This window comes from Streptomyces sp. NPDC020731 (assembly GCF_044334705.1).
In the GTDB taxonomy this organism is placed as follows: Bacteria; Actinomycetota; Actinomycetes; order Streptomycetales; family Streptomycetaceae; genus Streptomyces.
This window is the reverse complement of sequence record NZ_JBIRTN010000013.1, coordinates 151,626-177,716: the sequence shown is the minus strand read 5'-3', so window position 1 is coordinate 177,716 and position 26,091 is coordinate 151,626. Positions and strand designations below refer to the sequence as shown.

Sequence of the window (26,091 nt, the reverse complement as noted above, 5' to 3'; positions counted from 1 at the left end):
CCCCGCACCGCAAGGAGATCACACGATGCTGCCCTGGAAGCGAGTGATCAGACCCCTCGCCGCGCTGCTGCTGGCCGCGGGCGTCACCCTCCCCACCGCCGCCGGTGCCCACGCCGCCGGCGCGCCCGGCTCGGGCTGGAACGACTGGTCCTGCAAGCCCTCCGCCGCCCACCCCCGCCCCGTCGTCCTGGTCCACGGCACCTTCGGCAACTCCGTCGACAACTGGCTGGGCCTCGCGCCCTACCTGAAGCACCGCGGCTACTGCCTCTTCTCCCTCGACTACGGACAGCTCCCCGGCGTCCCCTTCTTCCACGGCCTCGGCCCCATCGAGGAGTCCGCGGAACAGCTCGACGCCTTCGTCGACGAGGTGCTCGCCGCGACCGGCGCCGACGAGACCGACCTCGTCGGCCACTCCCAGGGCGGCATGATGCCGCGCCACTACCTCAAGTTCCTCGGCGGAGCCGGCGAGGTGAACGCCCTGGTCGGCATCGCGCCCAGCAACCACGGCACCACCCTCGGCGGCCTCACCCGGCTGCTGCCGTACTTCCCCGGCGCGGAGGACCTGCTGAGCGAGACCACCCCCGCCCTCGCCGACCAGGTCACCGGCTCGGACTTCCTCACCAGGCTCAACGAGGGCGGCGACACCGTGCCCGGCGTCCGCTACACCGTCATCGCCACCCGGTACGACGAGGTCGTCACGCCCTACCGCAGCGCCTATCTGGCCGGGCCGAACGTGCGCAACGTCCTGCTCCAGGACCTCTGTCCGCTCGACCTGTCCGAGCACCTGGCGATCGGGCTGTTCGACCGGATCGCCTTCCACGAGGTGGCCAACGCCCTCGACCCGGCCCACGCCGAACCCACGACCTGCTCCTCCGTGTTCGACTGACACGTGTCCATGCGGGCGCACGCATCGGGGCCCTGTCCGGCCTGAGCCGCCGGACAGGGCCCCGGGTCACCGTCAGCGGCCGTGCCGCCCGGTCGCCGTGCGCCGCCGCGCGGAGGCGAACAGCGCCGCCGAGCCGAGCGCCAGCGCCGCGGCGCCGCCGACCATCAGGTACGGGGTGTTGCCGTCGCCGCCGGTCTCCGCGAGGTTCTGCGACGATCCCGCCGCCTTCGGCCGGTTGGCGGTGGCGCCGTCGTCGGCGGTCTCCGGGGTGGTGTCGTCGTCCGCCGCGGCCGGCTCCGCAGAGGTGCCGGGGTCGTCGTCGCCGTGCCCGTGGTTCTCGACGGTCGACTTGTCGGCACCGTCCTCGATCTGCTCCTCGGACGGGGCGGAGGCGGCCGGCGCCGGGGCGGCGGCCTCCTCGGGCGTGTCGTCCGCGTCGGACCCGGTGGCCTCACCGCCGCCGCCGGCTCCGGCTCCGGCTCCGCCCGTCCGGGATCCGCCGCCGAACGTGATGTCCGAGCAGGAGTAGAACGCCTCCGGGCTGTCCGACCGCTGCCAGACCGCGTACAGCAGCTGCTTGCCGGAGCGCTCGGGGAGGGTGCCGCCGAAGGTGTAGAAGCCACCCGAGGCGGCCGGGTCGGTGGAGGTCGCCACCGGGTTCGCCAGGTCCAGGTCGTCCCAGGCCAGCGGCTGCGACGGGTCGTAACCGGGCTTGGTGATGTACACCTTGAAGGTCCCCTTGTGCGGGGCGGTCACGCGGTACTCGAAGGTGTACGAACCGCTGCTCACACTCGTCGCCGGCCAGTCGGCGCGGGCCAGGTCGAGCCCCTTGAACGTCTCGTTGCCGGCACTGCACAGCTTGCCGTCGGGGATGAGCTCCTGGTGGCGTCCGCCGGCGTCGCCGATGCGGATGCCGTTCCAGTCGTACAGCGCCTGGGTGCCGCCGGCCGCGACCGCCGCCTTGCACGCCGCCGACTTCGGGCTCTCCGGGCCCTCGGCGTAGCACTGCGAGACCCGGCTGACCGGGTCGCCCATGGAACCGTGCGCGGACGCCGGCGCGGCGGACAGCCCGGTCAGGGCGAGCGGAACGAGACCGACGGCGGCGACAGCGGCCTTGCGGCGTGCGGGCATGGGGCAGCAACTCCTCGACAGCGATCACTGGATCGGGGTGGGGGGTGGTGAATCCCGTGGGGGGTGGCTCAGAAACTAGCCCCCCGAACCAGCGAAATCGGCTGCCGAAGGCCGCGGAGGAAGATCCTTATGGCCGCGTTAAGGAAGTGCTCAGGCTGGGATCAGGTACATGCCGGACGGTCAGCCGTCGGGCCACCAGGTGCGGGCGATGTCCTTGCGGACCTCGGGTCGTCCCGCGGGACGCTCGTCGGCCTCCTCACGGACCTGGCGGGTGTCCGTCTTCCTCGGGGGCTTCTGCACGGTGACACGGCGCATGGCTGCCTCCTTCGGGGTCCACCGGGTTCCGCGTTCCCACGGAGGTAGACCTTTCGGGGGAGAGTTCCTCATCGGTCCCGTTCTGTCTGTGGCCGCTGTCACGAATCGATTGTCAGTGGCAGGCGTCACTCCGGGGCCATGACCGTCCACGACGGTGACGGGACGCATACGCACGGTGCCGGCCGGAGTCCGGCCGCCGGGGCGGCCGGACGGTGCCCTCGGCCCCGGCTGCGGCGCCCTCAGGCGAGCAGCGCGCCGAACCCGCCCTCGCGGGCCCGGGTATCCAGTTCGTCGAGAGCCGCCACCGCGGCGGCCGCCGCCTCGGGATCCGTGGTGAGCAGACCGCTCGCCGCGAATTCGTCCTCGTCCAGCCGCCGTACGTCCGTGCCGTCCGCGGAGACCCACAGGTCCAGGTCGAGATCCTCGACGACCAGCCGGCCGCCGGAGAGCTCGGCCGGCCGGGTGATGTCGCAGTAGTGGCCCTTGAGGGTGCCGCCGGCGGTCCGGACCTCCTTCACCGAGTACCACCGGTCGCGCCAGTAGTGCTCCGTGAAGACGTCACCGGGCTCGAAGCGGACGAAGCCGAAGTCGCGCACGCCGTCACCCGCCCAGGGGGCGCGCACGGTGGCGCGGGTGCCGTCGTCGGCGAGCAGTTCGGCCGGATAGCGGATCTTCATCCGCCCCGCCTTGACGAGGACGACCTCCACCAGCGTCGGCCCGTCAGCCGAGTGCGCGGACATACCGCACCTCCGTCCCGCAGATCTCGTACCCGAACCACTTGTTGATCGCGATCATCGGCCCGTTCCCGGTGTCGTTGCCCGTGAACGCCTCCGTGTACCCGGCCGCGCGGGCGCGATGCAGGGAGTCGTTCTTCGCGAGCTTGGCCAGGCCCCGGCCCCGGTGGAAGCGGGCGGTGCCGGTCATGACCGTGCCGTACCGGGTGCCGCCGTCCGTGCGGGCCGCGGAGAACGCGGCGGGACGGCCGTCGACCACCGCCACCGTGGTCAGCCCGGGACTGAACAGGGGGTGCCGCCAGGTCTCCTCCAGCCAGGCCTCGTAGTCCGTGAACTCGGTGTCCACGTCGCTCGGTTCGTCCGCCGTGGTCTCCGCGTCCAGCTCGAACAGCGGGCGCGGGTCACCGGCGAAGTCCGAGCCGGGGCGCAGCTCCACGCCCGGCGGCGGGTCCTGGAGCGGGGGAAGGGCGCCGTTCGCCAGATCCAGGCGGAGGAAGTGGGCCGCGCGGCTCGCCCGGTAGCCGTGCGCCTCGGCGAAGGCGCGGTTGCCCGGCTCGTCCAGCACCCAGGCGAACAGCCTGGTCGCCCCGTGCGCGGCCAGGTGCTCCTCGGCGGTGCGCACCAGCAGTGCCCCGGCGCCCCGGCGGGTGTGCCCGGGGTGCACGTACACGTTGATGTTGCCCTGGCCCGGCTCGGAGCTCTCGTGGGTCAGATGGACCTGCGCCGTGCCGATCACCTCGCCGTCGGCCACGGCGACCAGGGGCCGGTAGCGGGCGTCGGGGTGCAGCCGGGTCAGGTCGTGGGCCAGGGACTCCGGGGTGAGCAGGATGAACGGCAGCGCGGCGTGCCGGACGCGGGCGAAGCCCCCGAGGTCGGCACGGGCGTCGGGGCGGAGATCGCGGACGGTCACTGTCATGGAGGCGCACGCTACGGGGGACGCGCCCGGGGTGCCTCCTGTTTTCCGCCGGGGTGCGCGACAATCGGGCTGTGACCTTGAGGATCCGGATCGACGACGGCGCGCCCCCGTACGAGCAGGTGCGGGCGCAGATCTCCGAGCAGGCACGGTCGGGAGCGCTGCCCGTGGGGTACCGGCTGCCGACGGTGCGGGGGCTGGCCGAGACGCTCGGGCTCGCCGCGAACACGGTGGCCAAGGCGTACCGGGCGCTGGAGGCGGACGGGGTGATCGAGACGCGGGGGCGCAACGGGACGCTGATCGCTGCGGCGGGGGCGGCGGCGGAGCGGGAGTTGGCGTCCGCCGCGCAGGAATTCGCCTCGCGGGCGCGGCGGCTCGGCTGCTCGGAGGAGGAGGCACTGGCTGCCGTGCGGGACGCACTGCGTGCGGCTTACGGAGCGTGAGCGCCGTGGCGGCAGGGGTTCGATGCCGGGTGCGGGCGCGTCGTGGCTGGTCGCGCCCGCGCGGCGGAGCCGCAAGTCGGCACAGCCCCGCGCCCCTGGGGGTATGGGTGAGCGTGGGCTGTGTTGCTCGCCACCCCCGGCGTCCCTGAGGGGTGCCGGTGAGCGTTGGTTGCGCCGCTCGCCCTGTGTCAGTTCTTCGAGGCGCCTACAGGTACAGGCCCGCGTCCGCGTCCCCGCGCGGTTCCGGGAGGGATGTCGGGGAGGTGCCCCGGCGCAGGGCGTACAGCTCGGCCAGGGTCGTGCCCTCGCGGCCGACGCCCTCCTCGTCGCCCAGCCAGTTCACCGCCTCCGCACGGGTCAGCCGGCCCACCTCGATCCGGGCGAGGCAGCGGCCGGGGCGGACCACGGCCGGGTGCAGGCGCTCCAGGTCCTCGTTGGTGGTGACCCCCACCAGGACGTTGCGGCCCTGACCGAGCAGACCGTCCGTCAGGTTCAGCAGCCGGGACAGTGCCTGCCCGGCCGTGTGCTTGGCCTCGCCCCGGATCAGCTCGTCGCAGTCCTCCAGGAGCAGCAGCCGCCAGCGGCCCTTGCCCGCCGCGTCCTCCTCGCCGATCGCGATGTCCATCAGATAGCCGACGTCGGAGAAGAGCCGCTCGGGGTCCAGTACGCAGTCCACCTGGCACCAGTCCCGCCAGGACCGGGCCAGCGTGCGCAGCGCGGAGGTCTTGCCGGTGCCCGGCGGGCCGTGCAGCAGGAGCAGCCGGCCCGAGACGTCCTCGGGAGTGGTCTTCATCAGGCGGTCCATCGCGTCCGCCACCGGCGCGGTGTAGTTGGGCCGGATCTCCTCCCAGGTGCCCGCCGAGATCTGTCGGGTGGTGCGGTGCGGGCCGCGCCGCGGGGAGACGTACCAGAAGCCCATGGTGACGTTCTCCGGCTGCGGTTCGGGTTCGTCGGCCGCGCCGTCGGTGGCCTCGTCCAGGATCAGAGCCGCGAGTTCGGCGCTGATCGCGGTCACCGTGACGTCGGCGCCCCGGTTCCAGCGGGAGACCAGCAGCGTCCACCCGTCGCCCTCGGCCAGGGTGGCGCTGCGGTCGTCGTCCCTGGCGATCCGCAGCACCCGCGCGCTCGCGGGCAGCAGGGTCGCGCCGGAGCGCACGCGGTCGATGTTGACGGCGTGCGAGTACGGCTGCTCGCCCGTCGCGAAGCGGCCGAGGAACAGCGCGTCGACGACGTCGGACGGGGAGTCGCTGTCGTCGACGTTGAGCCGGATCGGCAGTGCGTCGTGCGGTTGCGCGGACATGCCGCCATGATCGGTCACACGGACGTCGCGCGCACCCGGTTTCCGGGGTGCGCGCGGGTTGCCGTCCACGCTTCAGTCCGGTGGCCGGCCGACCGGCCACCGTGCCTGCCGGGCCCGGCGCACCACCGCGTACCCCTTGGTCAGCGCGCGGTCCCGGGCGAAGGCGCGCGTGACGGCCCGCCCCTCCACCAGCCGTTCGAACTCGGCGGCGGACGTCGACCGCCGCACCGTCACGCGCCGCAGGGCGTAAGGCCCCTGGGCGCGGCGGGCGAGACCGTTGCCGACGGCGAGCGCCTGGGCGTACCCCGTCTCCCGCACCGCCCGGCGCACCCGGCGGCTGGAGTAGCCGTAGGGATACGCGAACGAGGCGGGTACGGAGCCCAGCTGGTCCGAGACGATCTCCTTGCACAGGATCAGCTCGGAGCGCAGCCGCCGGTCGTCGAGTCGGTCGAGCTGCGGATGGCTGTGGCTGTGCCCGCCGATCTCCATGCCCGCGTCGGCCAGTTCGCGCACCTGGTCCCAGTCGAGCATGGTGTCCGGGCCTCCGCCGGTGTCGTACGGTCCCTTCAGCCAGCCGGTGGAGACGAACAGGGTGGCCGGGAAGCCGTGCCCGGCGAGCACGGGCAGCGCGTGCCGGTGCACGCCCTCGTAGCCGTCGTCGAACGTGACGAGGACCGGCCGCGCGGGCAGCGGTCGGCCCGAGCGCCAGTGCGCGGCCAGTTCGGCCGTGGTGACGGGGGTGAGGCCCCGGTCCGCGAGCACCGCCATCTGCTCGGCGAACGCCTCCGGGGTCACGGACAGGGCGCGGGTCGCCTCGCGCGGATCGGCCGCGACCGCGTGGTACATGAGGATCGGCACACGTACGTCAGTCACGGCCGGCCCCCTCGATCCCCACCACGGAGAACGTGACCCCGCCCCGCCGGGCCCGCACGCTCCCCACCAGGTAGCCGCCGGCCGCCGTGAGCACCCCGGCCACGATCGCCCCCGCGCGTCCCGCGCCGCCCGGGCGGGCCAGCAGGGCGTCGCGCAGCCCCCGCACCACCCCGGCCGGCAGTACGCGCGTGGTGTACCGGCGTTCGGACTCGAGCCCCTTCTCCGCCCCCACGCTGCGGGCCACCAGCGCCTTGGAGAGCCCCTCGGCGTAGGTCCGCGTACGGAAGTAGCGGAAGTGCTCCCTGACTTCGGGCACCCGGTGGTGGATCACCGCGCGGTCGTCGATCAGCAGGACCGCGTCGGGGCGGGCGCGGCTGAGGCGGATGCACAGCTCCGTCTCCTCCCCGCCCAGCGGGCGCTTGCTGCCGTCGCGGCCGATGCCGGTGGCGAAGCCGCCCGCCGCGTCGAAGGCCTCGCGCCGGAAGGAGGCGTTGCCGCCGAGCACGTTGCGCACCCGCACCCGCCCGCGCGGCAGGCCCCGGTAGGTGCAGCCCACCACCCAGTCGAACTCCTCGGGGAACCAGTCGGGACGCCGGCCCGACGCCCAGACCGGTTCGGTGCGCCCGCCGACCGCCATCACGCGTGGATCGTCGTACGCCTCGGCGAAGTGCTTCAGCCAGTCGCGCTCGGCCACGGCGTCGTCGTCGAGGAAGGCGACGATCCCGCCGCGCGAGGCGGCGATTCCGGTGTTGCGGCCGGCGGACAGGCCGCGGGGGCCCGCGTTGGCGAGCACCCGCACGACGGCGCCGTCCGGGGAATCCTTGTACTCCTCGCCCAGACGGTCCAGGAGAGCCCGGTTGTGGTCGACGACCAGCAGGGTCTCCAGGGCCGGCCGTGACTGCGCCCGTACCGAGGCGACCGCCGCGAGGACGTCCTCCCAGCGGTCCTCGGTGTAGGCGCAGATCACGACCGAGACGCCCGGGGTGCCGGGATCGTTCAAGACACCCTCTCCCGGACCGTGTCGAGCAGCGGCGAGGGGTGCGGGCGCCGGCGCAGCGCACGCCGGTTGGAACGCTCCCCGAGGATGACTCTCAGCACGCGCAGCCCGTCGCGCACGGCGCGCAGATTGCTCGTGCCGTGGATGCGCAGGTACTCGTGGCTGGGGATCTCCTGCACCTTGAGGCCGGCCTTGACGACCCGGATGTTCATCAGGGTCTCGACCTCGAAGCCGGTGCAGTCGAGCTCGATCTTGTCCAGGCAGTGCCGCCAGAAGGCGTTGTAGCCGTAGCAGAGGTCGGTGTACCGCGCGCCGAACTTGCGGTTGACGACGGCGCACAGTACCCGGTTGCCCAGCATGCGGATGAACGTCATGTCGTCGGTGCCGCCGCCGTTGGCGAAGCGGGACCCCTTGGCGAAGTCCGCGCCGGAGACCAGCGCGGAGACGTAGCTGACGATCTCGTTGCCGTCCGCCGAGCCGTCCGCGTCGACCATCACGATGATGTCGCCGGTGCAGGCCTCGAACCCGGAGCGCAGCGCGTCCCCCTTGCCCTTGCCGCGCTGTCCGACGACCCTGACGCCGGGCCACAGTTCGCGGGCCACCTCGACGGTGTTGTCGGTGGAGTTGCCGTCGACCAGGACCACTTCGTGGATCCAGTCGGGAAGCGTCTTGAAGACGTACGGCAGGTTCTCCGCCTCGTTCATGGCCGGTATCACCACGCTCACCGGCGGCGCGATGGCCAGGTGAGAGGAGATGGGCCGGTACGTGCGGGCGGCCGGCGGATCCTGGTTTTCGGCCGCCGGCTGCAGAACGGAGCTCATGAGTCTGGTCCCTCTCGTCCGGTGGACCGCCCGCCCCTCGGGCGGCCCGGCTGTTCGTCCGGTTCGAAAGGGGGGTTCTCACCCCACGGGCACGCCGATGCTGCCGACATGCACGCCGGGTGAGCTGGCAAAACTGGCCGGCCGTGAAAACGGCGGCCGACCGCGCGGCACGGCTCGGTCACCCATGCGGTCACCGAGCACGGCACCCCCCTACCGCGCCCCGCGCCGGTTCGTCGCGGTCCTGAGCCCTCCCCTGGAGCCGCTTGCTGACGGACCGATGCGGGTGAGATGTACGACGGTATTGACGATTGAACCCGAATGGCAAGACCTGGAACGGCAACTCACGTTTTTGTTGGTTTGACCGTTACGTAAGTCTCCTGCCCGGATGCGTGGTTCCGCATGGCCGACTTTGCCCCCCGAAGCGTCGGATGCCGGGCTTCAATGTGGCGCACCCCGTAGGGGTCGTCAAGGGCCCAAAAGTCCCTGCGGTCAGTTTTCGTCCAGTGTCGAACAGCAACAGTTTTGGCATGAACACTTCCGGTCAACACGCGTAGTTGGTACCACGGTTGTGGCAGAGATCCTGCTAAAGGGAGGTTCCATGAGACGTTCCCGACTTGTCATCTTCCTCGGCTCGCTCCTCCTCGCCGCCACCACCGCCCTTACCGGGGCCACGACGGCGCAGGCGTCCCAACAGGCCGCCGCGGGCGGCTACGTGGCGCTCGGCGACTCCTACGCCTCCGGCGTCGGAGCCGGCGGCTACATCTCCGGCAGCGGCGACTGCAAGCGCAGCACGAAGGCCCATCCCTACCTCTGGGCGGCCGCCAACTCACCCTCGTCCTTCGACTTCAAGGCCTGCTCCGGCGCCCGAACGGGTGATGTTCTCTCCGGGCAGCTCGGCACGCTCTCCACCTCGACCGGCCTGGTCTCCCTCAGCGTCGGCGGCAACGACGCCGGTTTCGCCGACGTCATGACGACCTGTGTGCTCCAGTCCGACAGCACCTGCCTCTCGCGGATCGCCACCGCGAAGGCGTACGTCGACTCGACACTGCCCGGCAGGCTCGACAGCGTCTACTCGGCGATCCGCGACCGGGCCCCCAACGCCCGTGTCGTGGTGGTCGGCTACCCCCGCTTCTACAAGCTCGGCACCTCCTGCGTCGGTCTCTCCGAGACCAAGCGGAAAGCGATCAACGACGCCGCCGACCACCTCGACGACGCCATCGCCCGGCGCGCCGGCGCCCACGGCTTCATCTTCGGCGACGTACGCACCACCTTCACCGGCCACGAGATCTGCTCCGGCAGCTCCTGGCTGCACAGCATGGACTGGTTCAACATCGGTAACTCGTACCACCCGACGGCCGCCGGACAGTCCGGCGGCTATCTGCCGGCGCTCGACGCCGCGGCCTGACCGTCAGTACCCGTCGTCCGAACCGGAAGGAGACGCGGAGGCCCCGCCCGTCGGGGTCTCCGGCTCGCACGTCACCGAGAACGGCACCGTCCCGGAGGCCGTCCGCACCGGCTCCCGGACCTCCACACCGATCTCGCTCTCGAACGTCCCGGTCTCCGAGTACGTCGTCACGACCACCGTGTCGTGCTTCGTACGCCCGCCCCCCTCGGGGAACGACAGCTTCCGCCAGCCCGGATCGGTCACCGAGCCGTCCTCGGCCACCCAGCGGTAGGAGACCTCGGCCGGCAACCGCCCCACCGTGAACGTCGCCGTGAACGCGGGCGCCTGCGCGTGCGCCGGCGGACAGCTCCCGGAGTACTCCGTGTGCGCGCCCTCCACCGTCACCGACACCGTCTGCGGCGGGGGAGCGGACTTCTCCTCCTTCTCCTCGCCCGCGGTCGGGGACGGCGTCGGACCGTCCGTCGTCGGCGTCCCGCCGTCGTCCTCGTCGTCACCGGTGCGCGCGGGCGAACTCGCCTCGCCCCCGGCGCCCTTGGCGTCGGGTTCGCCGTCCCCGCGGTTCAGCAGCGCGTACGTCAGCCCGGCCAGCGCCAGGGCCAGGACGACCACACCCGCCACCAGGGCGACCGCGGCGCGCCGGTCGCGCCCGGGCCGGGTGACCGCGGTGGTCGACGCCGGCCCTCCCGTGACCGGCGACGGGGGAGCGGGCGAGTGCGTCCCCGGGTGCGGCAGCGCGGCCACCGTCGGGGTGTACGGCACCGGACGCGCCGTCTCCGCGCGGGGAGTGCCCCCCGCCCCGACGATCCGCAGGTCCTGCTGTGCCCGCTCCACCGACAGCCGCTCGGCGGGATCCTTCCGCAACAGCCCCTCGACGACCGGGGCGAGCGGACCGGCCCGGCGCGATGGCGGCAGCTCCTCGTCGACGATCGCCCGCAGCGTGCTGAGCGGGGTGTCCTGGCGGAAGGGCGAGTGGCCCTCGACCGCCGCGTACAGCAGCACACCGAGCGACCACAGGTCCGACTCGGGCCCCGGCGTGCGCCCCAGCGCCCGCTCCGGCGCGAGGAACTCGGGCGAACCGACGACCTCCCCCGTCATGGTCAGCGCGGAACTGCCCTCGACCATGGCGATCCCGAAGTCGGTGAGCACGATCCGCCCGTCGTTCGCGATCAGCACGTTGGCCGGCTTCACGTCCCGGTGCAGCACCCCCGCCCCGTGCGCGGCCCGCAGCGCGGCGAGCACCTCCGCGCCGATGTGCGCGGCCCGCTGCGGCGACAGCGGCCCCTCCGCGTCCAGCACCTCGGCCAGCGACAGACCGCGCACCAGCTCCATCACGATCCACGGGCGGCCGTCCTCGGTGGCCACGTCGTACACCGTCACCACGTTGCGGTCGGTGATCCGGGCCGCCGCCCACGCCTCCCGCTCCAGCCGGGCGTACATCCGCTCCACGTCGGATGCCGGCAGTCCGGCCGGGGCGCGCACCTCCTTGACGGCGACCTCGCGGTGCAGCACCTCGTCACGGGCCCGCCACACGGTGCCCATGCCGCCCTCGCCCAGCGGTGACAGCAGCCGGTACCGGCCCGCGACCACCCGCTCACTGCCCGGTTCTTCGGACACGGCGCTCCCCTTCGCATCCGGGCGAATTCTCCCTTTCCTCATGAAAGTAGCTCAGCCGAGTGCGGATGCCGCCCCCCTGAACACCAATCCCGCTCCCAGGGCCACGACGACGAACGCCGACCCCAGGGGCGCACTCCGGCGCACAAGAGCCGCCCACGGGGCCGCGGTCCAGCGGGGGCGCCGGGCCAGCAGCCTGGTCGCACCGCTGCCCGCCTTCACGACCGCGTACCCGGCCGCGGTGAGCGTCAGGGCCAGTCCGACGCCGTACGCGACGACGAGCAGCAGACCGAACCAGGCCTGGCCGAGGGCCGCGGCGCCGACCAGCACCACGACGGCGGACGGACTGGGCACCAGCCCGCCGGCGAAACCGAGCAGGATCGTGCCGCGCAGCGTGGGGGCGGTGGGGTGGGTGTGGGTGCGACCGCCGTGGGTGTGCGTGTGTCCGTGCGGGTGCCGGTGGCTGTGCTCGTGCTCGTGGTGGTGCGTGTGGTTCCGGTTGCGCAGGGCCCGGCGTACGAGGCTCGCGCCGGCCAGGGTGACGAGGACGCCGCTCGCCATGCCCAGCCAGGCGATCACCGAGGGCGCGGCGGCCGAACCGGCCGTGACCAGCAGGCCCAGGGCGACCACGCCGAGCGTGTGGGTGACGGTGACCGAGGCGGCCATGGGCAGGACGTCCCCGAGCCGGGCCCTGCCTCCGCGCGCCGCCGCCGTCGCGGCCATGAGCGTCTTGCCGTGACCGGGGGCGAGCGCGTGCAGCGCGCCGAGCCCGACGGCGATCAGCAGCGCGAGCGCGGCGAACCCCGCGGTCAGGTCGCGCCGGGCGACGAGGTCGTCGAGCGCGCGGGTCCAGCGGTCGGCGCCGCGCGGGAGTACGGCGGAGGCGGGCGCGTCGGTCTCCTCCTCCGCCAGCGCCGGGCCGCCCGGGCGGATGCGCAGGGCCGCGGTCCTGGTGTCGGCCGGGGACGAGAGCAGCTTCTCCGGATACCGGGTCAGTCCACCGGACAGCGAGGCCGTCGGCACGTCCGAGGCGGTGAGCGTCGTACGGTCGCCCCGCGCGGTGATCTCCCGCCAGCCCGGACCGGACGACCCGCCCGCCCCGCGGAAGCGGAGGTCGACTGTTTCCTCCCGCGGGAGGGGCGCGATCAGCCGGCACTCCACGCGCAGGGTGTCGAGCCCCGCCTGACCGGGCCGCACGCGCGCGTGGGCGTCGCGCACGGTGAGCGTGACCGCCCGCCCGTCGACGCGCACCGCGCTGTCCCGCGCGGCCGTGGCACAGCGCTGCCGGGCCCAGGTGTCCCTGCCCAGCCGTTCGATGTCCGGCCCGGCCTGGGTGGCGGGGATCTCGGCGAGGTCCTCGACATGGTGGACGCGGAGTTCACCGGGCGCGGCCACCAGCCCGTCGTAGCGGTTGACGGTGAAGTTGCCGAGCGGGTGCGCGCTCGCCGTGCCGGCCGGGACCAGCGCGAGCGCGCAGGCGGCGGTGAGGACGGCGGCACCGGCGGCGACGCGGCGGCGGAGGTTCAACGTGCCGCCTCCAGTTCCTTCAGCGCGGCACGGGCCGCACGGGTGCCGAGCGGGGAGAAGCCGGGGTTCAGCTCCAGCGCGGCGGTGAGGGAGCCGCGGGCGGCGCGGTCGTGCCCGGTGGCCTTCTCGATCATGCCCCGGTGGTAGAGGAAGGCGGCGTTGCGGTAGCCGGTGGCCGTGGCGCGGCGGGCGTACGGAAGGGCCTCCTCGTCGCGGCCGTTGACGTGCAGGGCCCAGGCGAGGGCGTCCGCGGTGTGCACACTGTGCCGCCGGTCCCACTCCGCGCGGGCCGCGCGCAGCGCCTCACCGGCGTCCCCGTGATCGGCGGCGGCGAGCGCGGTGTCGAGGTCGGCGTCGACCCCGCCGGTCCGGGCCAGCGCGGTCCAGGCGTCGACGAGGGCGTACTGGTCGCGTGCCTTCGCGCGGTCGCCGTCGCCGCCGCGGTCCTCGTACAGCTCGCCGAGGGCGACCAGCGGCCCGGGCAGCGGGGAGCGGTCGACGACCTGCTCCAGCGTCTCGATGGCGCCCGCGCGGTCGCCGCCCGCGGCCTGCGCGCGGGCCCGGCCCTCCAGGGCGGGGAGGTGGTCGTCGTCGGCGGCGAGCGCCCGCGCGTAGTGCGTGAGAGCCGTCCCGTACTCACCCCGGTTCCAGGCGAGCTGTCCCAGCGCGGTCGCGACGTACGCCACGTCCGCGGGCGAGGCCGCGCTGTCGAGGGCCCGTCGCAGCACCTCCCGCGCGGTGCGCACATCGCCGCGCAGCTCCCGTACGTACGCGTACCGCGTGAACACGGGCACCCCCGGCCGCCTGCGGTCGGCGGTGGCGGCGGCCCCGGCGGCCTCCTCGTACCGGCCGAGCTCGACCAGCGCGTCGACACGGGAGCACAGGGCGCGTTCGCTGTAGGGGTTCTGCTCCAGCGCCCGGTCGGCGTACGCCAGGGCGCCGGTGAAGTCGTGCCGCGCGGCGGCGAGGGCGGCCTGCCCGGCGAGGGCCTGCTCGTTGCCGGGTTCGAGGGCGAGGGAACGCCCGAGCGCCCGCTCGGCCTGCGGATAGCGAGAGGGGTCCCCCAGGGTCCGCGCCTGCTCGACATAGGCGGTTCCGAGGGTGGCCCAGCCACCGAAGTCCCGTGGCTGGGCCCGCAGATGAGCCTGCAACGACCGGATCCCGACACCGAGATCGCTCCCGGCGAGCACCCCGGCGACGACCACCGGCGCGGCACCGGCCGCCCCGGCCCGCCCCTCGTCCTGTCCACCCCCCACCGCGACGGCCCCCGCGGTCATCGCGACGGCCAGCAACCCGGCACACACCGCGAGACGCACCCCGCGGGACCGCCGCGCGGCAGCGGAGAACCGCCCTGGCGCGCCACCCCGCTGCCCTGCACCGCCCGAACCGCCTGCACCGCCTGCACCGCCTGAACCGACATCCTGACCGCCGCCGCCGCCGCAGTCGTCGGCGTGCGGGCCGGCTTCGTCGACCGGCGGGGGGGGGCCCCCCGGGGGGGGGGCCCCCCCCCCCCCGGGCCCCCCCGGGGCCGCCCCCGCCCGCCCCCCCCCGCCCCCCCCCGCCGGCCCCCCGCCGCACCCCCCCCCCCCCCCCCCCCCCCCCAACACCCACCCCCCCCCCCCCGCCCCCCGGGGGCGGGGGGGCGGGGGGCCCCCCCCCCGCCCCGGGGGGCCCCCCCCCGGGGGGGCCCCCCCCCCCGCCGGACAGGTCCTCACCGTGGCCTGCCCGGCGCTCCGTCACCGCTTCCCGCCCGTCGTCCGTCCGGCGGCCGTCCACCGCGCGCCGTCGGTCCGTCTCCCGGGGCGGCTGCCCCCGGTTCCCGGCCCGGGCACGTTCCCCGCCCGGGTCGCGGAGACGTGCCGCCTCGTCCTGTGTCCTGTCGTGGCCGGGCTCCGCCGGTACGGGCGGTACGGTGCCGCGCTCGCCGTCCGGAGGGCTGTCGTTCGTACGCGGAGGCATGGCCTCGCTCCTCGGTCGTTCGCCGGATGGTGCGGGAGTCGGCGGCGCGGCCCGTGCCGCGGGGACGGACCGCGCCGGTCGGAGGGCCGGGGTCAGTGCGCCCGGCCGCGCATCCGGCGCCACCACGTCAGCGCCGCGCCGATCAGCAGCAGCCCACCGGCCCCCGCACCGGCGGACGCGGCGACCAGGGCCGTGTTGTCGTCCCCTTCCGCACCCGCCGGCCGCAGCGCGTCACCGAGCTGGTTGCGCACGTCGTTGCCGCCGTCCACGCCCTTGGCGAGCGGCCCGCGCGACCCCTCCGTCGGGTTCGCCAGATACGGGAAGGCCGCCCCGAACTCCTTGTCGTTGGCGTCGACCGCGTCACCCAGGTCGTTCTTCGCCCCGACCAGTTCCCCCTCGACGACCTGGAGCGACGCGTCGATCACGTCGTCCGTCAGCCGCCGCCCGTTGGGGAAGCCGGCGTTGTCCCCGTCCAGGACGCCCAGCCGCTTCGGCTCGGCGGCCGGCTCGATGGACGTGTTCAGGCGCAACATCTCCGACGGCGTCACATGCGGCGGCTGGTTGAGCCCCTCGACGCCCTTCAGGAACACGTCGACGAGATCGTTGCGCGGCTCGTCCGGCGCGTCGATCTTGTAGATCGCCTCGATGAGCTTCGGCAGCTCCGGCTCGGTGACGTTCTTCAGGAACTGCGCGTCGTCCCACGGTCCGGACGCGTTGAACGTGTCCTTGTCCTTCAGCGGGTTGACGACCTCGTTGACCAGCGGACTGCCCAGCCGTGACACCTGCACGAAGCGCCCCTCGGCGTTCTTGCGCTGTGTCGTCGACCAGATGCCCACGACCGGCTGGTCCGCCGACTCGGTGATCATGTCGGTCGGCACCTGGAGCGCGAGGGAGTTGACGTTGTACCCCTTGAGCGTGTCGTTGCCGACCTCGGAGAGGTTCCCGCCGTACAGCAGGTCGAAGACCCGCAGGTCCAGGAAGAACGGGTCGTCGGCCTGCCCGGCGAACGTCGTAGCCCCGCCCGCGAGTTCGTGCACCGCCTGTTCGCGCAGCGTGTCGTAGTCCGGCATGGACGCCTTGCCGACGTTCGACGGCGCGACCGGCACGTCGTCCGCGATCTTCGTACGGGACACCGCGTGCTGGTCCTTCAGTTTCAGCAGCTCTATGTCGTAGGTCTGCGTGATGTTGAGATCCTGGTCGTCCAGGCCGGTGACCGGACCGGTGTTGTAGAGGAACGTCCCGTCGTTCTTCGTGTGGGTTTTGAAGGTGTAGCGGAACAGCAGCTCGCCCTGCGCGTCCCCGTTGTTGTCGATGTGGATGTCGTACTGCGCGTCCTCGGCGAACGTGAAGAAGTTCGGTCCGCCGGCGGGCTCCTCGAAGGGGATCCAGTTCGCGATGACCGTCGTCGTGTCCGGCTTGTCGGGGCTGACGAACGCGTACAGGTCCGTGTTGTCGTACTGCGGGGTGCCCGAGATCAGCGGGGCCTCCCGATGGCTGGAGGCGGAGGCCGCCCCGGGTTCCAGCACGGTCACGCCGGCGGCTGCGAGCCCTCCGGCGGCCAGCGCACCACAGATCAGGGTCGCGAGACTCCCGCGCCCCGCACCGGTCCTGGAATCAGTTGTCATGCCGTCCGTCCTCAGTGCCGACTTGCCTTGACGCAAGGGCATTCGGAACGCGCGGCGGGCCGGATTGGTCGAGTTCCGAAACTCGTCCGGGCCCTCTTCCCCCACGCCGGTCCACCCGTAGCATTTCTCGCTGCCGACCCGCGTTTTCGGTCCGTCGATCCGTACTTACCGTCCGGAGGCTCGCACGCCTCGTGTGACCGGGCGGCCCGCAGGGGCCCGAGAGGGGGATGCGCGTTGGAGGCGGACGAGCTGCTGGTGCTTGTGGCCGGAGGTGACCAGAAGGCGTTCGAGGACCTGTACGGGCTGGTCTCCGGGCCGGTGTACGGGCTGGTGCGGCGCGTGGTGCGCGATCCCGCCCAGTCCGAGGAGGTGGCCCAGGAGGTGCTGCTCGAACTCTGGCGCTCCGCCGCGCGGTTCGATCCCGGCCGGGGCAGCGCGCTGTCCTGGGTCCTCACCCTCGCCCACCGCCGCGCCGTCGACCGGGTACGCAGCGCCCGCGCGGCCGGTGAACGCGAGCAGCGCGAGGCCCGGCGCGGCCACGGTCCCGCCTTCGACCAGGTCGCCGAGGAGGTGGAGGCCGGACTCGAACGCGAGTGGGTGCGCCGCTGTCTTGCCCGCCTCACCGCGCTCCAGAGACAGTCGGTCACCCTCGCCTACTACGACGGTTACACCTACCGGGAGGTGGCCGAGCGGCTGTCACTGCCGCTGGGCACGGTCAAGACCCGTATGCGCGACGGGCTGACCCGCCTGCGCGACTGCCTGGGAGGCGCGGCATGAGTCTGTTCGACCGACTGCCGCGCCGCGGTGACCCGCACTCGCTCGCCGCCCCCTACGCCCTCGACGCCCTGGAACCCGCCGAACGGATCCGCTTCGAGAAGCATCTGGCGTCCTGCGCACGCTGTGCCGCCGAGGTGCGGGCCCTCGCCGAGGACGCCGTCCGCCTCGCCTGGTCCACGGCCGCGCCCGCGCCCGCCGCGATGCGGGACCGGGTCCTGGCCGCGGTACGGACCACCCCGCAGGAACCCGCGCCCCGGGAACCGGCACGCGCGCGTGCGCCGCAGCTCCCGCCGCACGTCTGGGGCACCGCGCCCCCGCCGCGGGCCCGCGGGAGGCGCCGTACGCCGCTGTTCGTGCCGTTCACGACGGCCACCGCCGCCGCGGCGCTCGTCGTCGCCGCGCTCTTCGCCGTGCAGGCGAACCGGACCCAGGACCAGCTGAACGCCGAACGTGACCGCTCACGTGAGATCGCCCACGTTCTCGGCGCCCCGGACGCCCGCGCGAGCAGCGGCCGGGACGCGCGGGGCCGCACGATCGGAGTGATCGCCTCCGCATCGATCCGCGGCGCGGTCGTCACCCTCGGCGGATACGGCGACCCTCCGAACGGGCGTGTGCGCCAGCTCTGGCTCATGGGCCCGGACGCACGACCGCGTTCCCTGGGGCTGTTCGAGGGCGACACGCCCTTGATCGCCTCCGGCCTCGACACCGCCGCGACGTCACTCGCCGTGACCGTCGAACCCGATGGCGGGTCACCGCAGCCCACCTCGCAGCCTGTCGTTCAACTCGCCCTGAAAACGGTCGGATTCGGAGAGTAATCGACGAGTGTTCGTCAACCCCCTTATGGGGAAGGTGAATCCTGTGACCTCGATACACGAGTGCCCGGACGGGGCGATAGGGTTACCCTGCCCGGGCCGGGTGGACTCGTACGGGTGGGGAGTGACATGGAACAGATAACAGTGCGCAGCAGGGCCAGGGTCCCTGCGATCACCTGCGGTAGCAGCGCGACCAGCTCGCGTCTCGACCGCCATCTCTCGATCCTCGGGGGACCCGCGGTCCCCCAGCGGGAGACGGCCGAGGCGACGTCGCTGATGCGCGAGCTCATCGCGCGTGACACCGCGCACGACCGCGGCGCCAGGAGCGCGCGGGCCCGGGCGAGCCGCGTCTCGCTCTTCGCCCCGCTGCGTCGGCTGCGCCGCTCCCTGTTCGGCAGCCGGTAGCGCCAGCGCCCGGACGGCCCGCCACCGTCCCGGCGCAGCGCCCCCGCCCCGTCCGTCGTCCCCGCGGTGCCGACGGCGTCCGGCGCTCGATCCGGCACCCGCACCTCCCCGTGCCGGAGCCCCCGTTCCCACCCGGCAGCGCGCCGGGGGCACACCGGCCGGCTCCACCCTGGCAGGGACCTGACACGCCGTGGGACCTCACTCCCTCCCGCGCCCGTACTGCCGTACCGCCAGGGGCACGAACACCACGAGCAGTACCGCGCACCACCCCAGTGACCCCGCGACGGGATGCGCCACCGGCCAGGCCGCCCCGTCGGGCACCGGCGCGTTGTTGAACAGATCCCGCAGCGCCGTCGCCACCGCGCTGATCGGGTTCCACTCCGCGGCCGTGCGCAGCCCGTCCGGCAGCCCCGCCGTCGGGATGTACGCGCTGGACAGCAGCGGCAGCAGGAAGGTCGCCCCGCCCAGCTGACCGGCCGCCTCCTCGTTCCGGGTGAGCAGACCGAGGTACATCCCGATCCACACGCAGGCGAACCGGAACAGCAGCAACAGGGCGACGGCGCCCACGGCTTCGAGTACGCCGCCCTCCACCCGCCAGCCCACCGCGAGCCCCACCAGCAGGAACGGCACCGTCCCGGCCGCCGTCACCAGCACGTCCGCCGCCGCCTGCCCCACCGGTACGGCCGCCCGGCTCATCGGCAGCGTGCGGAACCGGTCCGTCACCCCCCGGTGGACGTCCTGCGCCGACTGGAACATGCCGGTCATGACACCACCCGCCGCCGTCGCCACCAGCAGCCCCGGCACCAGGAAGGACCGGTACTCGGCGCCCGGCACGGCGAGCGCGCTGCCGAAGACATAGCCGAAGAACAGCAGCATGCTGACGGGCATCGTCTGGGTGAGGACCAGCAGCCCCGGGTTGTTCCGCATCCGCCGCAGCTGCCGGCCGAGCATCGCGGTGCCGTCGTACGCCAACGTGCTCATGCGGCACGCTCCTTGTCGTCGGAGGGGTGGAGGCTCTGTCCGTCGGTCAGCCGCAGGAACACGTCGTCGAGGGTCGGCGGCCTCAGGCTGGCGTCGAGCAGCGGCACACCCGCCGCGTCCAGCGTGCGCACCAGGTGCGGCAGGGTGAGCGTCGAGTCCTTGGTGACCGCGCCGACGGCGTTGCGCTCCCGGTCGAGGGACGGCCGCGCGCCCGTCAGCCGGTCGAGCACCCCGGCCGCCGCCACCAGCGCCTCCGCGTCCGCCACGACCACCTCGGCGTGCGTGCCGACCAGCGCCTTGAGCTCGGCCGGCGAGCCGGTGTGCGCGACCCGGCCCCGGTCCACCAGGGCGATGTCGTCGGCGAGTCGGTCGGCCTCCTCCAGATACTGGGTGGTGAGCAGCACGGTGGTGCCCTCGCCGGTCAGCTCGCGGACCGCGTCCCAGATGAGATTGCGGCTGGCCGGGTCGAGCCCGGTCGTCGGCTCGTCCAGGAACAGCACCTCGGGACGGCGGATCAGGCTCGCCGCCAGGTCCAGCCGGCGCCGCATACCACCCGACCAGCCGGACGCCGGCCGGTCGGCCGCCTCCGCCAGCCCGAAGCGGTCCAGCAGCTCGGCGGCCCGTGCGGCCGCCCCGCCCACCCGGTGCAGCCGGGCGAACAGCCGCAGGTTCTCGCGGCCCGTGAGGTCCCCGTCGATCGAGGTGTCCTGGCCCGTGACGCCGATCCTGCGCCGTACGGCGGCGGCCTCCTGTACGAGGTCGTGGCCCGCGATCCGCGCGGAGCCCGCGTCGGGCCGCAGCAGCGTGGTCAGCAGCCGGACGGCGGTCGTCTTGCCCGCCCCGTTGGGCCCGAGCACCCCGCACACCGTGCCCTCGGCCACCGCCAGATCCAGCCCGCGCAGGGCATGGACGTCCCCGAAGCGCTTCTCCAGACCCTCACTAAGTACAGCGTACGTAGTAGTCATGGGGTGACCATAGCGCACTACGTACGGTGTACGTAACTACGATGGTGGGGAGGTGATGACCGATGGCGGGCCGAGCGGCCGAACCCCAAGTGATCTGGGCGCGCCCCGAGCGCACCGGCCGTGGACCGCGACCGGCGTACACGCGCGCCGACATCGCGGCGGCGGCGGTGCGGATCGCGGACGCCGAGGGCCTGGACGCGGTCTCCATGCGCCGCGTCGCCGCCGAGCTGGGCTGCGGCACCATGTCGCTGTACAACTACGTCCCCCGCAAGGAGGACCTGTACGAGCTGATGGTGGACGCGGTCGGCGGCGAGCACGAGCTGTGGGAGCCCGGTGGCGACTGGCGTGCCGACATGCTCCGGGTGGCCCACCAGACCCGCGCGCTGATGCACCGCCATCCGTGGCTGCCGCGGCTGATGTCACCGGTCTACGGCTTCAGCCCCAACTCCCTGCGCTATCTCGAACACTGCCTGGTCTGCCTGGACCCGCTCGCCGGGCCCTACGGCACCAAGCTGGAGCTGATCGCGATGCTGAACGGTGTCGTGACGACCTACGTCACCAACGAGCTGGCCACCGCCGAACGCACCCGCTCGCTGCCCTGGTCGCAGGAGCAGGAGAACGCCGTCCGGATCGCCTATCTGGGCGGCCGGATCGCGACCGGTGAGTACCCGCGGATGGCGGCGGCCTTCGCGGAGGACGCCGGACCGATCGATCTGGAGGCGGTGTTCGAGCGGGCGCTCGGCCGGATGCTGGACGGTTTCGAGCCCCGCGGCTGACCCTCAGACCAGCGCGAGCTGGCCCTCCGGCCCCTCCTCGCGGGAGTCCAGCACCGAGGCGGGGCGGCGTGCGGAGGACGGCACCGGGAGCACGCCCGCCGCGCGCAGCTCGGCCGGTGTGACCGGGTCGGGGACGGCCGGGTCCGTCAGCGCCCCCTGCTCCGGGCGCAGTTCGGCCAGCAGGGCGAGGACCGTGATCAGTTCCAGGAGCTCCGAGGTCCGGCTCTGGGGCCAGCCGGCCGGCCCGATCGCGGCCAGGGTGCCCGGCTCGGCCGGTTCCGTGCGGGCCGCGAACCACCGCTCCAGCACCCGCACACCGCCGGCCTCGAAGTCCCAGGCCTCGGGCGGCACCGGGGAGATACGGCCCTCGTCGAGCAGCAGGGTCTCCTCGTCCCGGTCGTAGTCCACGGTCGCCGGCCGGGAGGGCAGCGGGGCGCGCACGTACGGGCGGCGCCCGCCGGGAAGCCTGGGCCGTTCCCCGTCGCGCCGCGACAGCCACAGCATCCGGCGGCCCACCGCGACACCCCGCGCCCACACACCGGCGTCCCCGGTGAGCGGTACCGCGAGCCCGGCGGGCGTGACGCGCGCCGCCGCCATCGCCCAGGCGAGGACGTCCACCGGCGAGGCGTCCCGGCCGAGCCTGGCGGCGAGGTGTTCCGTCAGACCCGGGGCCAGGTTCGGCTCCGCGGCGCCCGGCCGGCGGTACAGCGGACGGATGCGGCCGGTGCGGAGCAGCGGCGGCAGCGAAGTGGCCAGCAGGGGTGGACCGGTGAGGGCCTGGGCCGTGCCCGCCTCCACGACGAAGATCTGCCGCTCGTCCGCCACCCGCCACAGCTCCGGCCGGGCCGCGTCGATCAGCCGCTGGTCGGGGATCAGCCACTGCTCGTCGAACGGGGCGTACAGGACCCGTACCGGCTCGGGGCACGGGCCCGACGCGCGGGCCAGCCTCTCCGTGCCGCCGCTCCGGCCCGGCAGCTGTCCGACCGCCGTGTGCGGCGTCCGGGAGCGCGTCGGCCGGAACAGCGCCTCGCGGTCCGGCCCCTCGGCCTTCACCAGGGCGTCCCAACGGGCCTTCAGGGACGCCGCGTCGGGGGCCGCCGGCCACCCCCGGCCGAGCCGCGGCGGTGCGACGGACCACGGCATGAGGTCCGCCAGCAGCGGAGCGTCGTCGTGCGTCACGCAGGGCATCGTACGGCGTGCGGGCGCGCCGGATCAGGTGGCGTCCAGCGTCACCGTGAAGGAGAAGCGGTCGCCCCGGTAGTTGATGACGGCCACGTCCAGGGGCCGGCCGTCGGTGTCGTAGGTGATGCCCGTGTAGTGCAGGATCGGGCTGAGCAGCGGGACCTGGAGCAGCCGTGCCGTCTCCGGGTCCGCGAGCCGCGCCTCCACGGTGTCCGTGATGCGGCTGATGTCCGCCCCGACGGCATCCCGCAGCACCTTGGTCATCGGCCACCGCACCAGGTCGTCCAGGTCGATCCGGGCGGCCAGTTCGGGACGGACCCAGTTGCGGGCGTGGTTGGTCGGCTCGCCCGTCTTCTCGTCGCTGCGCAGCCGGTGGTACGCCGCCGCCTCGGACAGGTCCGGGAAGTACTCGGCGATCTCCGCCGGCACCGGCGCCGGACCGTGCTCCAGCAGTTCGGTCGTCATGCCGGACTGCTGGGCCACGATCGCGTCCACCGAGCCCAGCAGCCGCACCGGGGCGCCCCGCCGGACGCCGGGTTCGATGAACGTGCCGCGCCGGCGGTGGCGGGTGATCAGCCCCTCGTCCTCCAGCTCCTTCAGTGCCTGCCGCATGGTCAGCACGCTCACCCCGTAGTGCCCGGCCAGCTGTTCCTCGGTGGGCAGACGCAGGGGGTCCCGGGGCGAGCGGCCGAGGATCGAGGCGCGCAGCGACTGCGACACCTGATACCAGAGCGGCAACTTGCGGTTCAGGACGATCGAATCCGGAGCGAAGGAGGTCACGGGCTATCCGTACCGGTCGGAGAACGTTCAGTGCAACGGCTGGAAGTGACGCTCGAGCCCCTGCCACACATGGTCGTAGCCCTGTTGCAGGTGCTCCGCCCGTGCGGCCTGGGGGGTCAGGGACACCGGCCAGCGGGTCTCGAACATGAAGGCCAGGCCGTCGTCGATCTTCTGCGGGCGCAGCTCCGCGGCGCTCGCCCTGTCGAACGTCTCCCGGTCGGGGCCGTGTGCCGACATCATGTTGTGCAGCGAGCCCCCGCCCGGCACGAAGCCCTCCGCCTTCGCGTCGTACGCGCCCTCGACCAGGCCCATGTACTCGCTCATCACGTTCCGGTGGAAGTACGGCGGCCGGAAGGTGTCCTCGCCCACCAGCCAGCGCGGCGCGAAGACCACGAAGTCCACCCCGGCCAGACCCGGGGTGTCGCTCGGAGACGTCAGCACCGTGAAGATCGACGGGTCCGGATGGTCGTACGAGATGGTGCCCATCACATTGAAGCGGCGCAGATCGTAGGCGTAGGGCACATGGTTGCCGTGCCAGGCGACGACATCCAGCGGGGAGTGGTCGTAGGTGGCCGACCACAGGTTGCCGCAGAACTTGTTCACCACCTCCACCGGCCCCTCGACGTCCTCGTAGGCGGCGACGGGCGCCCGGAAGTCCCGGGCGTTGGCCAGCCCGTTGGCGCCGATCGGGCCGAGGTCGGGGAGCCGGAACGCCGCCCCATAGTTCTCGCACACGTAACCGCGGGCAGAGTCCTCAAGGAGGTCCACACGGAACCGCACCCCACGAGGAATCAACGCGATGTGTCCCGGCTCCACATGCAGCAGTCCGAACTCCGTGCGCAGCAGCAATCCGCCGCGCTCGGGGACGATCAGCAGCTCACCGTCGGCGTCACTGAAGACCCGGTCCATCGAGGCGGTGGCGTGGTACAGGTGTACGGCCATGCCGGTGCGCTGGGTGACGTCGCCGTTGCCGCCCAGGGTCCACAGCCCGGCCAGGAAGTCGGTGCCTTCGGCGGGCTCCGGCAGCGGGTTCCAGCGCAGCCGGTTGGGGTCGGGCACGGTCTGGGTGAAGGGCGCGGTGCGCAGTGATCCGTTGCCCGTGCGGGTGAACGCCGGGTGGGCGGCCGACGGGCGGATCCGGTACAGCCAGGAGCGGCGGTTCTCCGCGCGGGGCTCGGTGAACGCCGTACCGCTCAGCTGCTCCGCGTACAGCCCGAGCGGCGCGCGCTGCGGCGCGTTGCGGCCCTCGGGCAGGGCGCCCGGGACCGCCTCGGAGCTGTGCTCGTTGCCGAAACCGGAGAGGTGTTCCAGCCCTTCGGCGATCTTGCGCGCGTCCCCGCTCATGACCGGTGCTCCCTTGCGATCGGATTCCTATGCAACACCGTAGGATTGCGATTTCCGCGGCGCAAGGGGGTGACGCGATCTCCGTCGCCGCTCCGCCCTCCTCCTCTCGACGGAGGACGCGGAACCCGACTTCAGGGGGATCCGCGAGGTCGCACCCGTGTTCTACGCTCCCGGGCATGTCGTGGACGCGGAGCCTGATCACCGCGCTCGCGGTCTGTGTCGCACTCCTGGCCGGATCCGCGGGCTGCGGTCCGAGTGATGCCCGGGGGCAGGACGGGAAGCCGTCCTCGCCGGCCGGTGAACTCCTGGACGAGCGGGACGAGGAGGGCCGCCCCTACCGCGAGGTGGACGAGGAGGACGCGCCCGCCGTCGGCGTCGAGGTCACCCCCGACACCGACGGCGGCTGGGACGTACGGCTGACCGTGCGCAACTTCCGCTTCTCGCCGGACGGCACCGGCGGACGCGCGGTGGCCGGCCGCGGTCTGGCACACCTCGAACTGAACGGCCGCCGCGTCGCCCTGCTGCGCACCCCCGAGTACCACCTCCCCGGCCACTCCGTCCCGCGCGGCACGCACCACGTCACCGCCCGCCTGTACGCCGACGACGGCTCGGTGTGGGCCGTGGGCGGTGAGCCCGTGGAGAGCACGGCCGACATCACGGTGTCGGACCAGGAACCGAGCCCCGGCCCGAGCGCCGAGCCGACCGCCACGGCACCCCCGGAACGGGCACGCGAAACGGACGGGCGGGACCGTAGGGGAGGGCGAGGTTCACCGGGCGGGGACGAGCGGGCATGATGAGGCCCGTGCCCCACGCGACATCGCTCCGCCGAGCGCCGGTGCAGCGGCGCAGCGCCGAACGGCTGGCCAGGATCCTCGACGCCTGCGCCGAACTCCTCGACGAGGTCGGCTACGACGACCTCAGCACCCGTGCCGTCGCCCAGCGCGCCGGCGTGCCCATCGGCTCCGTCTACCGCTTCTTCGGCAACAAGCGCCAGATGGCCGACGCGCTGGCCCAGCGCAACCTGGAGCGCTTCACGGAACGGGTCACCGAACGCCTCGAGGCCACCGGCGACCGGGGCTGGCGGCACGCCATGGACGTCGTGCTCGACGAGTACCTCGACATGAAGCGCACCGCCCCCGGCTTCTCCCTCGTCGACTTCGGCAACCAGATACCCGTCGGCACCCGCCGCGCCGAACCCAATCACCGCGTCGCCGGCCGCCTCACCGACCTGCTCTCCGGCTACCTCGGCCGCGAGGCCGACGACGACCTGCGCCGCGCCTTCCTCGTCGCCGTCGAGACCGCCGACGCCCTCGTCCACCTGGCGTTCCGGATGGCGCCCGAGGGGGACGGGAAGGTCATCGGCGAACTGCGCGAGATGCTGCGGGCGTATCTGGCCCGGGCGCTGGACTGAGCGCTCCCTCCGGGTGCCCCTTCCGGGCGCCCTCCTCCGAGCGCACCCTCCGGGCGCACCTCCTGGGTGACCCGCTCCGGCCGACCCCCTCCCCTCCGTGCATACCGGTCGGTATGCT

Annotated in this window: 26 protein-coding genes; 9 read left to right on the top strand and 17 right to left on the bottom strand. The window is 73.5% G+C overall.

Features of this window, described 5'->3' with window-relative positions:
- Nucleotides 1–25 precede the first annotated feature (25 nt).
- On the top strand, nt 26–886 hold the full coding sequence (locus tag ACH4VX_RS21515) for an esterase/lipase family protein (RefSeq protein WP_398369168.1): 861 nt from the start codon (nt 26–28) through the stop codon (nt 884–886).
- Between the two features lie 72 nt (nt 887–958).
- On the opposite strand, the gene ACH4VX_RS21510 is transcribed toward ACH4VX_RS21515, so the two are convergent.
- The 4 genes from ACH4VX_RS21510 to ACH4VX_RS21495 form a co-directional block, all read right to left on the bottom strand.
- Entirely contained in the window at nt 959–2,017 is a 1,059-nt protein-coding gene (locus ACH4VX_RS21510) for a lytic polysaccharide monooxygenase (RefSeq protein WP_398369166.1), read from the bottom strand.
- Nucleotides 2,018–2,197: 180 nt separating this feature from the next.
- On the bottom strand, nt 2,198–2,332 hold the full coding sequence (locus ACH4VX_RS21505; RefSeq protein ID WP_398369164.1) for a hypothetical protein: 135 nt from the start codon (nt 2,330–2,332) through the stop codon (nt 2,198–2,200).
- A gap of 239 nt (nt 2,333–2,571) precedes the next feature.
- Nucleotides 2,572–3,072, bottom strand: coding sequence for a DUF402 domain-containing protein (locus tag ACH4VX_RS21500; protein WP_398369162.1), 501 nt, complete (start codon nt 3,070–3,072; stop codon nt 2,572–2,574).
- Nucleotides 3,053–3,982: a GNAT family N-acetyltransferase gene (locus ACH4VX_RS21495; protein ID WP_398369160.1), complete on the bottom strand. Its 930-nt coding sequence runs from the start codon at nt 3,980–3,982 to the stop codon at nt 3,053–3,055. The genes ACH4VX_RS21500 and ACH4VX_RS21495 overlap by 20 nt, the downstream gene beginning before the upstream one ends.
- A 71-nt stretch (nt 3,983–4,053) precedes the next feature.
- Here ACH4VX_RS21495 and ACH4VX_RS21490 point away from each other — a divergent pair, with 71 nt between their 5' ends.
- On the top strand, nt 4,054–4,422 hold the full coding sequence (locus ACH4VX_RS21490) for a GntR family transcriptional regulator (protein ID WP_398369158.1): 369 nt from the start codon (nt 4,054–4,056) through the stop codon (nt 4,420–4,422).
- A 205-nt stretch (nt 4,423–4,627) separates the two neighbouring features.
- Here the strand turns inward: ACH4VX_RS21490 and ACH4VX_RS21485 are convergent, their stop codons facing one another.
- The 4 genes from ACH4VX_RS21485 to ACH4VX_RS21470 all read right to left on the bottom strand — a co-directional run bounded on the left by ACH4VX_RS21485 (nt 4,628) and on the right by ACH4VX_RS21470 (nt 8,413).
- The gene (locus ACH4VX_RS21485) at nt 4,628–5,722 is read right to left on the bottom strand and encodes a DUF5925 domain-containing protein (RefSeq protein ID WP_398369156.1); all 1,095 of its coding nucleotides are present in this window, start codon (nt 5,720–5,722) and stop codon (nt 4,628–4,630) included.
- Between the two features lie 72 nt (nt 5,723–5,794).
- The gene (locus tag ACH4VX_RS21480; RefSeq protein WP_398369155.1) at nt 5,795–6,595 is read right to left on the bottom strand and encodes a polysaccharide deacetylase family protein; all 801 of its coding nucleotides are present in this window, start codon (nt 6,593–6,595) and stop codon (nt 5,795–5,797) included.
- Nucleotides 6,588–7,595: a glycosyltransferase gene (locus ACH4VX_RS21475; protein WP_398369154.1), complete on the bottom strand. Its 1,008-nt coding sequence runs from the start codon at nt 7,593–7,595 to the stop codon at nt 6,588–6,590. The genes ACH4VX_RS21480 and ACH4VX_RS21475 overlap by 8 nt, the downstream gene beginning before the upstream one ends.
- Nucleotides 7,592–8,413, bottom strand: coding sequence for a glycosyltransferase family 2 protein (locus ACH4VX_RS21470; RefSeq protein WP_398369152.1), 822 nt, complete (start codon nt 8,411–8,413; stop codon nt 7,592–7,594). Before ACH4VX_RS21470 ends, ACH4VX_RS21475 begins: the two co-directional genes overlap by 4 nt.
- Nucleotides 8,414–9,011: 598 nt before the next feature.
- Between ACH4VX_RS21470 and ACH4VX_RS21465 the strand changes: the two genes are divergently transcribed.
- On the top strand, nt 9,012–9,818 hold the full coding sequence (locus ACH4VX_RS21465; protein ID WP_398369150.1) for an SGNH/GDSL hydrolase family protein: 807 nt from the start codon (nt 9,012–9,014) through the stop codon (nt 9,816–9,818).
- Between the two features lie 3 nt (nt 9,819–9,821).
- Here the strand turns inward: ACH4VX_RS21465 and ACH4VX_RS21460 are convergent, their stop codons facing one another.
- The 4 genes from ACH4VX_RS21460 to ACH4VX_RS21445 all read right to left on the bottom strand — a co-directional run bounded on the left by ACH4VX_RS21460 (nt 9,822) and on the right by ACH4VX_RS21445 (nt 16,540).
- The gene (locus ACH4VX_RS21460; protein ID WP_398369148.1) at nt 9,822–11,474 is read right to left on the bottom strand and encodes a protein kinase; all 1,653 of its coding nucleotides are present in this window, start codon (nt 11,472–11,474) and stop codon (nt 9,822–9,824) included.
- Nucleotides 11,475–11,483: 9 nt separating this feature from the next.
- A complete protein-coding gene (locus ACH4VX_RS21455; protein ID WP_398369147.1) occupies nt 11,484–12,956 on the bottom strand; it encodes a sulfite exporter TauE/SafE family protein in 1,473 nt (490 codons plus the stop codon).
- Complete coding sequence (locus ACH4VX_RS21450; RefSeq protein WP_398369146.1) at nt 12,953–14,671, bottom strand: tetratricopeptide repeat protein; 1,719 nt, start codon at nt 14,669–14,671, stop codon at nt 12,953–12,955. Before ACH4VX_RS21450 ends, ACH4VX_RS21455 begins: the two co-directional genes overlap by 4 nt.
- A 336-nt stretch (nt 14,672–15,007) precedes the next feature.
- Nucleotides 15,008–16,540: a DUF4331 domain-containing protein gene (locus ACH4VX_RS21445; protein WP_398369144.1), complete on the bottom strand. Its 1,533-nt coding sequence runs from the start codon at nt 16,538–16,540 to the stop codon at nt 15,008–15,010.
- A 234-nt stretch (nt 16,541–16,774) separates the two neighbouring features.
- Between ACH4VX_RS21445 and ACH4VX_RS21440 the strand changes: the two genes are divergently transcribed.
- The 3 genes from ACH4VX_RS21440 (at nt 16,775) to ACH4VX_RS21430 (ending at nt 18,534) form a co-directional block, all read left to right on the top strand.
- A complete protein-coding gene (locus tag ACH4VX_RS21440; protein ID WP_398369143.1) occupies nt 16,775–17,317 on the top strand; it encodes a sigma-70 family RNA polymerase sigma factor in 543 nt (180 codons plus the stop codon).
- The gene (locus ACH4VX_RS21435) at nt 17,314–18,132 is read left to right on the top strand and encodes an anti-sigma factor domain-containing protein (RefSeq protein WP_398369142.1); all 819 of its coding nucleotides are present in this window, start codon (nt 17,314–17,316) and stop codon (nt 18,130–18,132) included. Before ACH4VX_RS21440 ends, ACH4VX_RS21435 begins: the two co-directional genes overlap by 4 nt.
- 126 nt (nt 18,133–18,258) lie before the next feature.
- Nucleotides 18,259–18,534 carry a hypothetical protein gene (locus ACH4VX_RS21430; protein WP_398369140.1) on the top strand — a complete coding sequence of 92 codons (276 nt, stop codon included), beginning with the start codon at nt 18,259–18,261 and terminating at the stop codon, nt 18,532–18,534.
- A 198-nt stretch (nt 18,535–18,732) separates the two neighbouring features.
- On the opposite strand, the gene ACH4VX_RS21425 is transcribed toward ACH4VX_RS21430, so the two are convergent.
- Nucleotides 18,733–19,515, bottom strand: coding sequence for an ABC transporter permease (locus ACH4VX_RS21425; RefSeq protein ID WP_398369138.1), 783 nt, complete (start codon nt 19,513–19,515; stop codon nt 18,733–18,735).
- Nucleotides 19,512–20,480 (bottom strand): ATP-binding cassette domain-containing protein, encoded by a 969-nt coding sequence (locus ACH4VX_RS21420; RefSeq protein ID WP_398369136.1) that lies wholly within the window; start codon nt 20,478–20,480, stop codon nt 19,512–19,514. Before ACH4VX_RS21420 ends, ACH4VX_RS21425 begins: the two co-directional genes overlap by 4 nt.
- A 62-nt stretch (nt 20,481–20,542) precedes the next feature.
- Here ACH4VX_RS21420 and ACH4VX_RS21415 point away from each other — a divergent pair, with 62 nt between their 5' ends.
- A complete protein-coding gene (locus tag ACH4VX_RS21415) occupies nt 20,543–21,256 on the top strand; it encodes a TetR/AcrR family transcriptional regulator (protein ID WP_398369135.1) in 714 nt (237 codons plus the stop codon).
- 3 nt (nt 21,257–21,259) lie between these two features.
- Here the strand turns inward: ACH4VX_RS21415 and ACH4VX_RS21410 are convergent, their stop codons facing one another.
- The 3 genes from ACH4VX_RS21410 to hmgA are packed head-to-tail and all read right to left on the bottom strand — an operon-like array spanning nt 21,260 to nt 24,562.
- Entirely contained in the window at nt 21,260–22,444 is a 1,185-nt protein-coding gene (locus ACH4VX_RS21410) for a type ISP restriction/modification enzyme (protein WP_398369133.1), read from the bottom strand.
- 24 nt (nt 22,445–22,468) lie between these two features.
- Nucleotides 22,469–23,218, bottom strand: a complete 750-nt coding sequence (locus tag ACH4VX_RS21405) for a GntR family transcriptional regulator (protein ID WP_398369131.1) — start codon at nt 23,216–23,218, stop codon at nt 22,469–22,471.
- Between the two features lie 27 nt (nt 23,219–23,245).
- Nucleotides 23,246–24,562, bottom strand: coding sequence for a homogentisate 1,2-dioxygenase (hmgA, locus tag ACH4VX_RS21400; protein ID WP_398369129.1), 1,317 nt, complete (start codon nt 24,560–24,562; stop codon nt 23,246–23,248).
- A 176-nt stretch (nt 24,563–24,738) separates the two neighbouring features.
- On the opposite strand from hmgA, the gene ACH4VX_RS21395 reads away from it, so the two are divergent.
- The gene (locus ACH4VX_RS21395; protein ID WP_398369127.1) at nt 24,739–25,356 is read left to right on the top strand and encodes a hypothetical protein; all 618 of its coding nucleotides are present in this window, start codon (nt 24,739–24,741) and stop codon (nt 25,354–25,356) included.
- Complete coding sequence (locus tag ACH4VX_RS21390) at nt 25,356–25,973, top strand: TetR family transcriptional regulator (protein WP_398369259.1); 618 nt, start codon at nt 25,356–25,358, stop codon at nt 25,971–25,973. Before ACH4VX_RS21395 ends, ACH4VX_RS21390 begins: the two co-directional genes overlap by 1 nt.
- Nucleotides 25,974–26,091: the final 118 nt, after the last annotated feature.

Coding starts and splice junctions, on each gene's coding strand:
- ACH4VX_RS21425 (WP_398369138.1), bottom strand. CDS start 19,515: ATGAGCACGTTGGCGTACGACGGCACCGCGATGCTCGGCCGGCAGCTG.
- ACH4VX_RS21465 (WP_398369150.1), top strand. CDS start 9,012: ATGAGACGTTCCCGACTTGTCATCTTCCTCGGCTCGCTCCTCCTCGCC.
- ACH4VX_RS21420 (WP_398369136.1), bottom strand. CDS start 20,480: ATGACTACTACGTACGCTGTACTTAGTGAGGGTCTGGAGAAGCGCTTC.
- ACH4VX_RS21505 (WP_398369164.1), bottom strand. CDS start 2,332: ATGCGCCGTGTCACCGTGCAGAAGCCCCCGAGGAAGACGGACACCCGC.
- ACH4VX_RS21510 (WP_398369166.1), bottom strand. CDS start 2,017: ATGCCCGCACGCCGCAAGGCCGCTGTCGCCGCCGTCGGTCTCGTTCCG.
- ACH4VX_RS21435 (WP_398369142.1), top strand. CDS start 17,314: ATGAGTCTGTTCGACCGACTGCCGCGCCGCGGTGACCCGCACTCGCTC.
- ACH4VX_RS21470 (WP_398369152.1), bottom strand. CDS start 8,413: ATGAGCTCCGTTCTGCAGCCGGCGGCCGAAAACCAGGATCCGCCGGCC.
- ACH4VX_RS21500 (WP_398369162.1), bottom strand. CDS start 3,072: ATGTCCGCGCACTCGGCTGACGGGCCGACGCTGGTGGAGGTCGTCCTC.
- ACH4VX_RS21410 (WP_398369133.1), bottom strand. CDS start 22,444: ATGCCCTGCGTGACGCACGACGACGCTCCGCTGCTGGCGGACCTCATG.
- ACH4VX_RS21415 (WP_398369135.1), top strand. CDS start 20,543: ATGGCGGGCCGAGCGGCCGAACCCCAAGTGATCTGGGCGCGCCCCGAG.
- hmgA (WP_398369129.1), bottom strand. CDS start 24,562: ATGAGCGGGGACGCGCGCAAGATCGCCGAAGGGCTGGAACACCTCTCC.
- ACH4VX_RS21430 (WP_398369140.1), top strand. CDS start 18,259: ATGGAACAGATAACAGTGCGCAGCAGGGCCAGGGTCCCTGCGATCACC.
- ACH4VX_RS21515 (WP_398369168.1), top strand. CDS start 26: ATGCTGCCCTGGAAGCGAGTGATCAGACCCCTCGCCGCGCTGCTGCTG.
- ACH4VX_RS21395 (WP_398369127.1), top strand. CDS start 24,739: ATGTCGTGGACGCGGAGCCTGATCACCGCGCTCGCGGTCTGTGTCGCA.
- ACH4VX_RS21495 (WP_398369160.1), bottom strand. CDS start 3,982: ATGACAGTGACCGTCCGCGATCTCCGCCCCGACGCCCGTGCCGACCTC.
- ACH4VX_RS21390 (WP_398369259.1), top strand. CDS start 25,356: ATGAGGCCCGTGCCCCACGCGACATCGCTCCGCCGAGCGCCGGTGCAG.
- ACH4VX_RS21460 (WP_398369148.1), bottom strand. CDS start 11,474: ATGAGGAAAGGGAGAATTCGCCCGGATGCGAAGGGGAGCGCCGTGTCC.
- ACH4VX_RS21445 (WP_398369144.1), bottom strand. CDS start 16,540: ATGACAACTGATTCCAGGACCGGTGCGGGGCGCGGGAGTCTCGCGACC.
- ACH4VX_RS21485 (WP_398369156.1), bottom strand. CDS start 5,722: ATGTCCGCGCAACCGCACGACGCACTGCCGATCCGGCTCAACGTCGAC.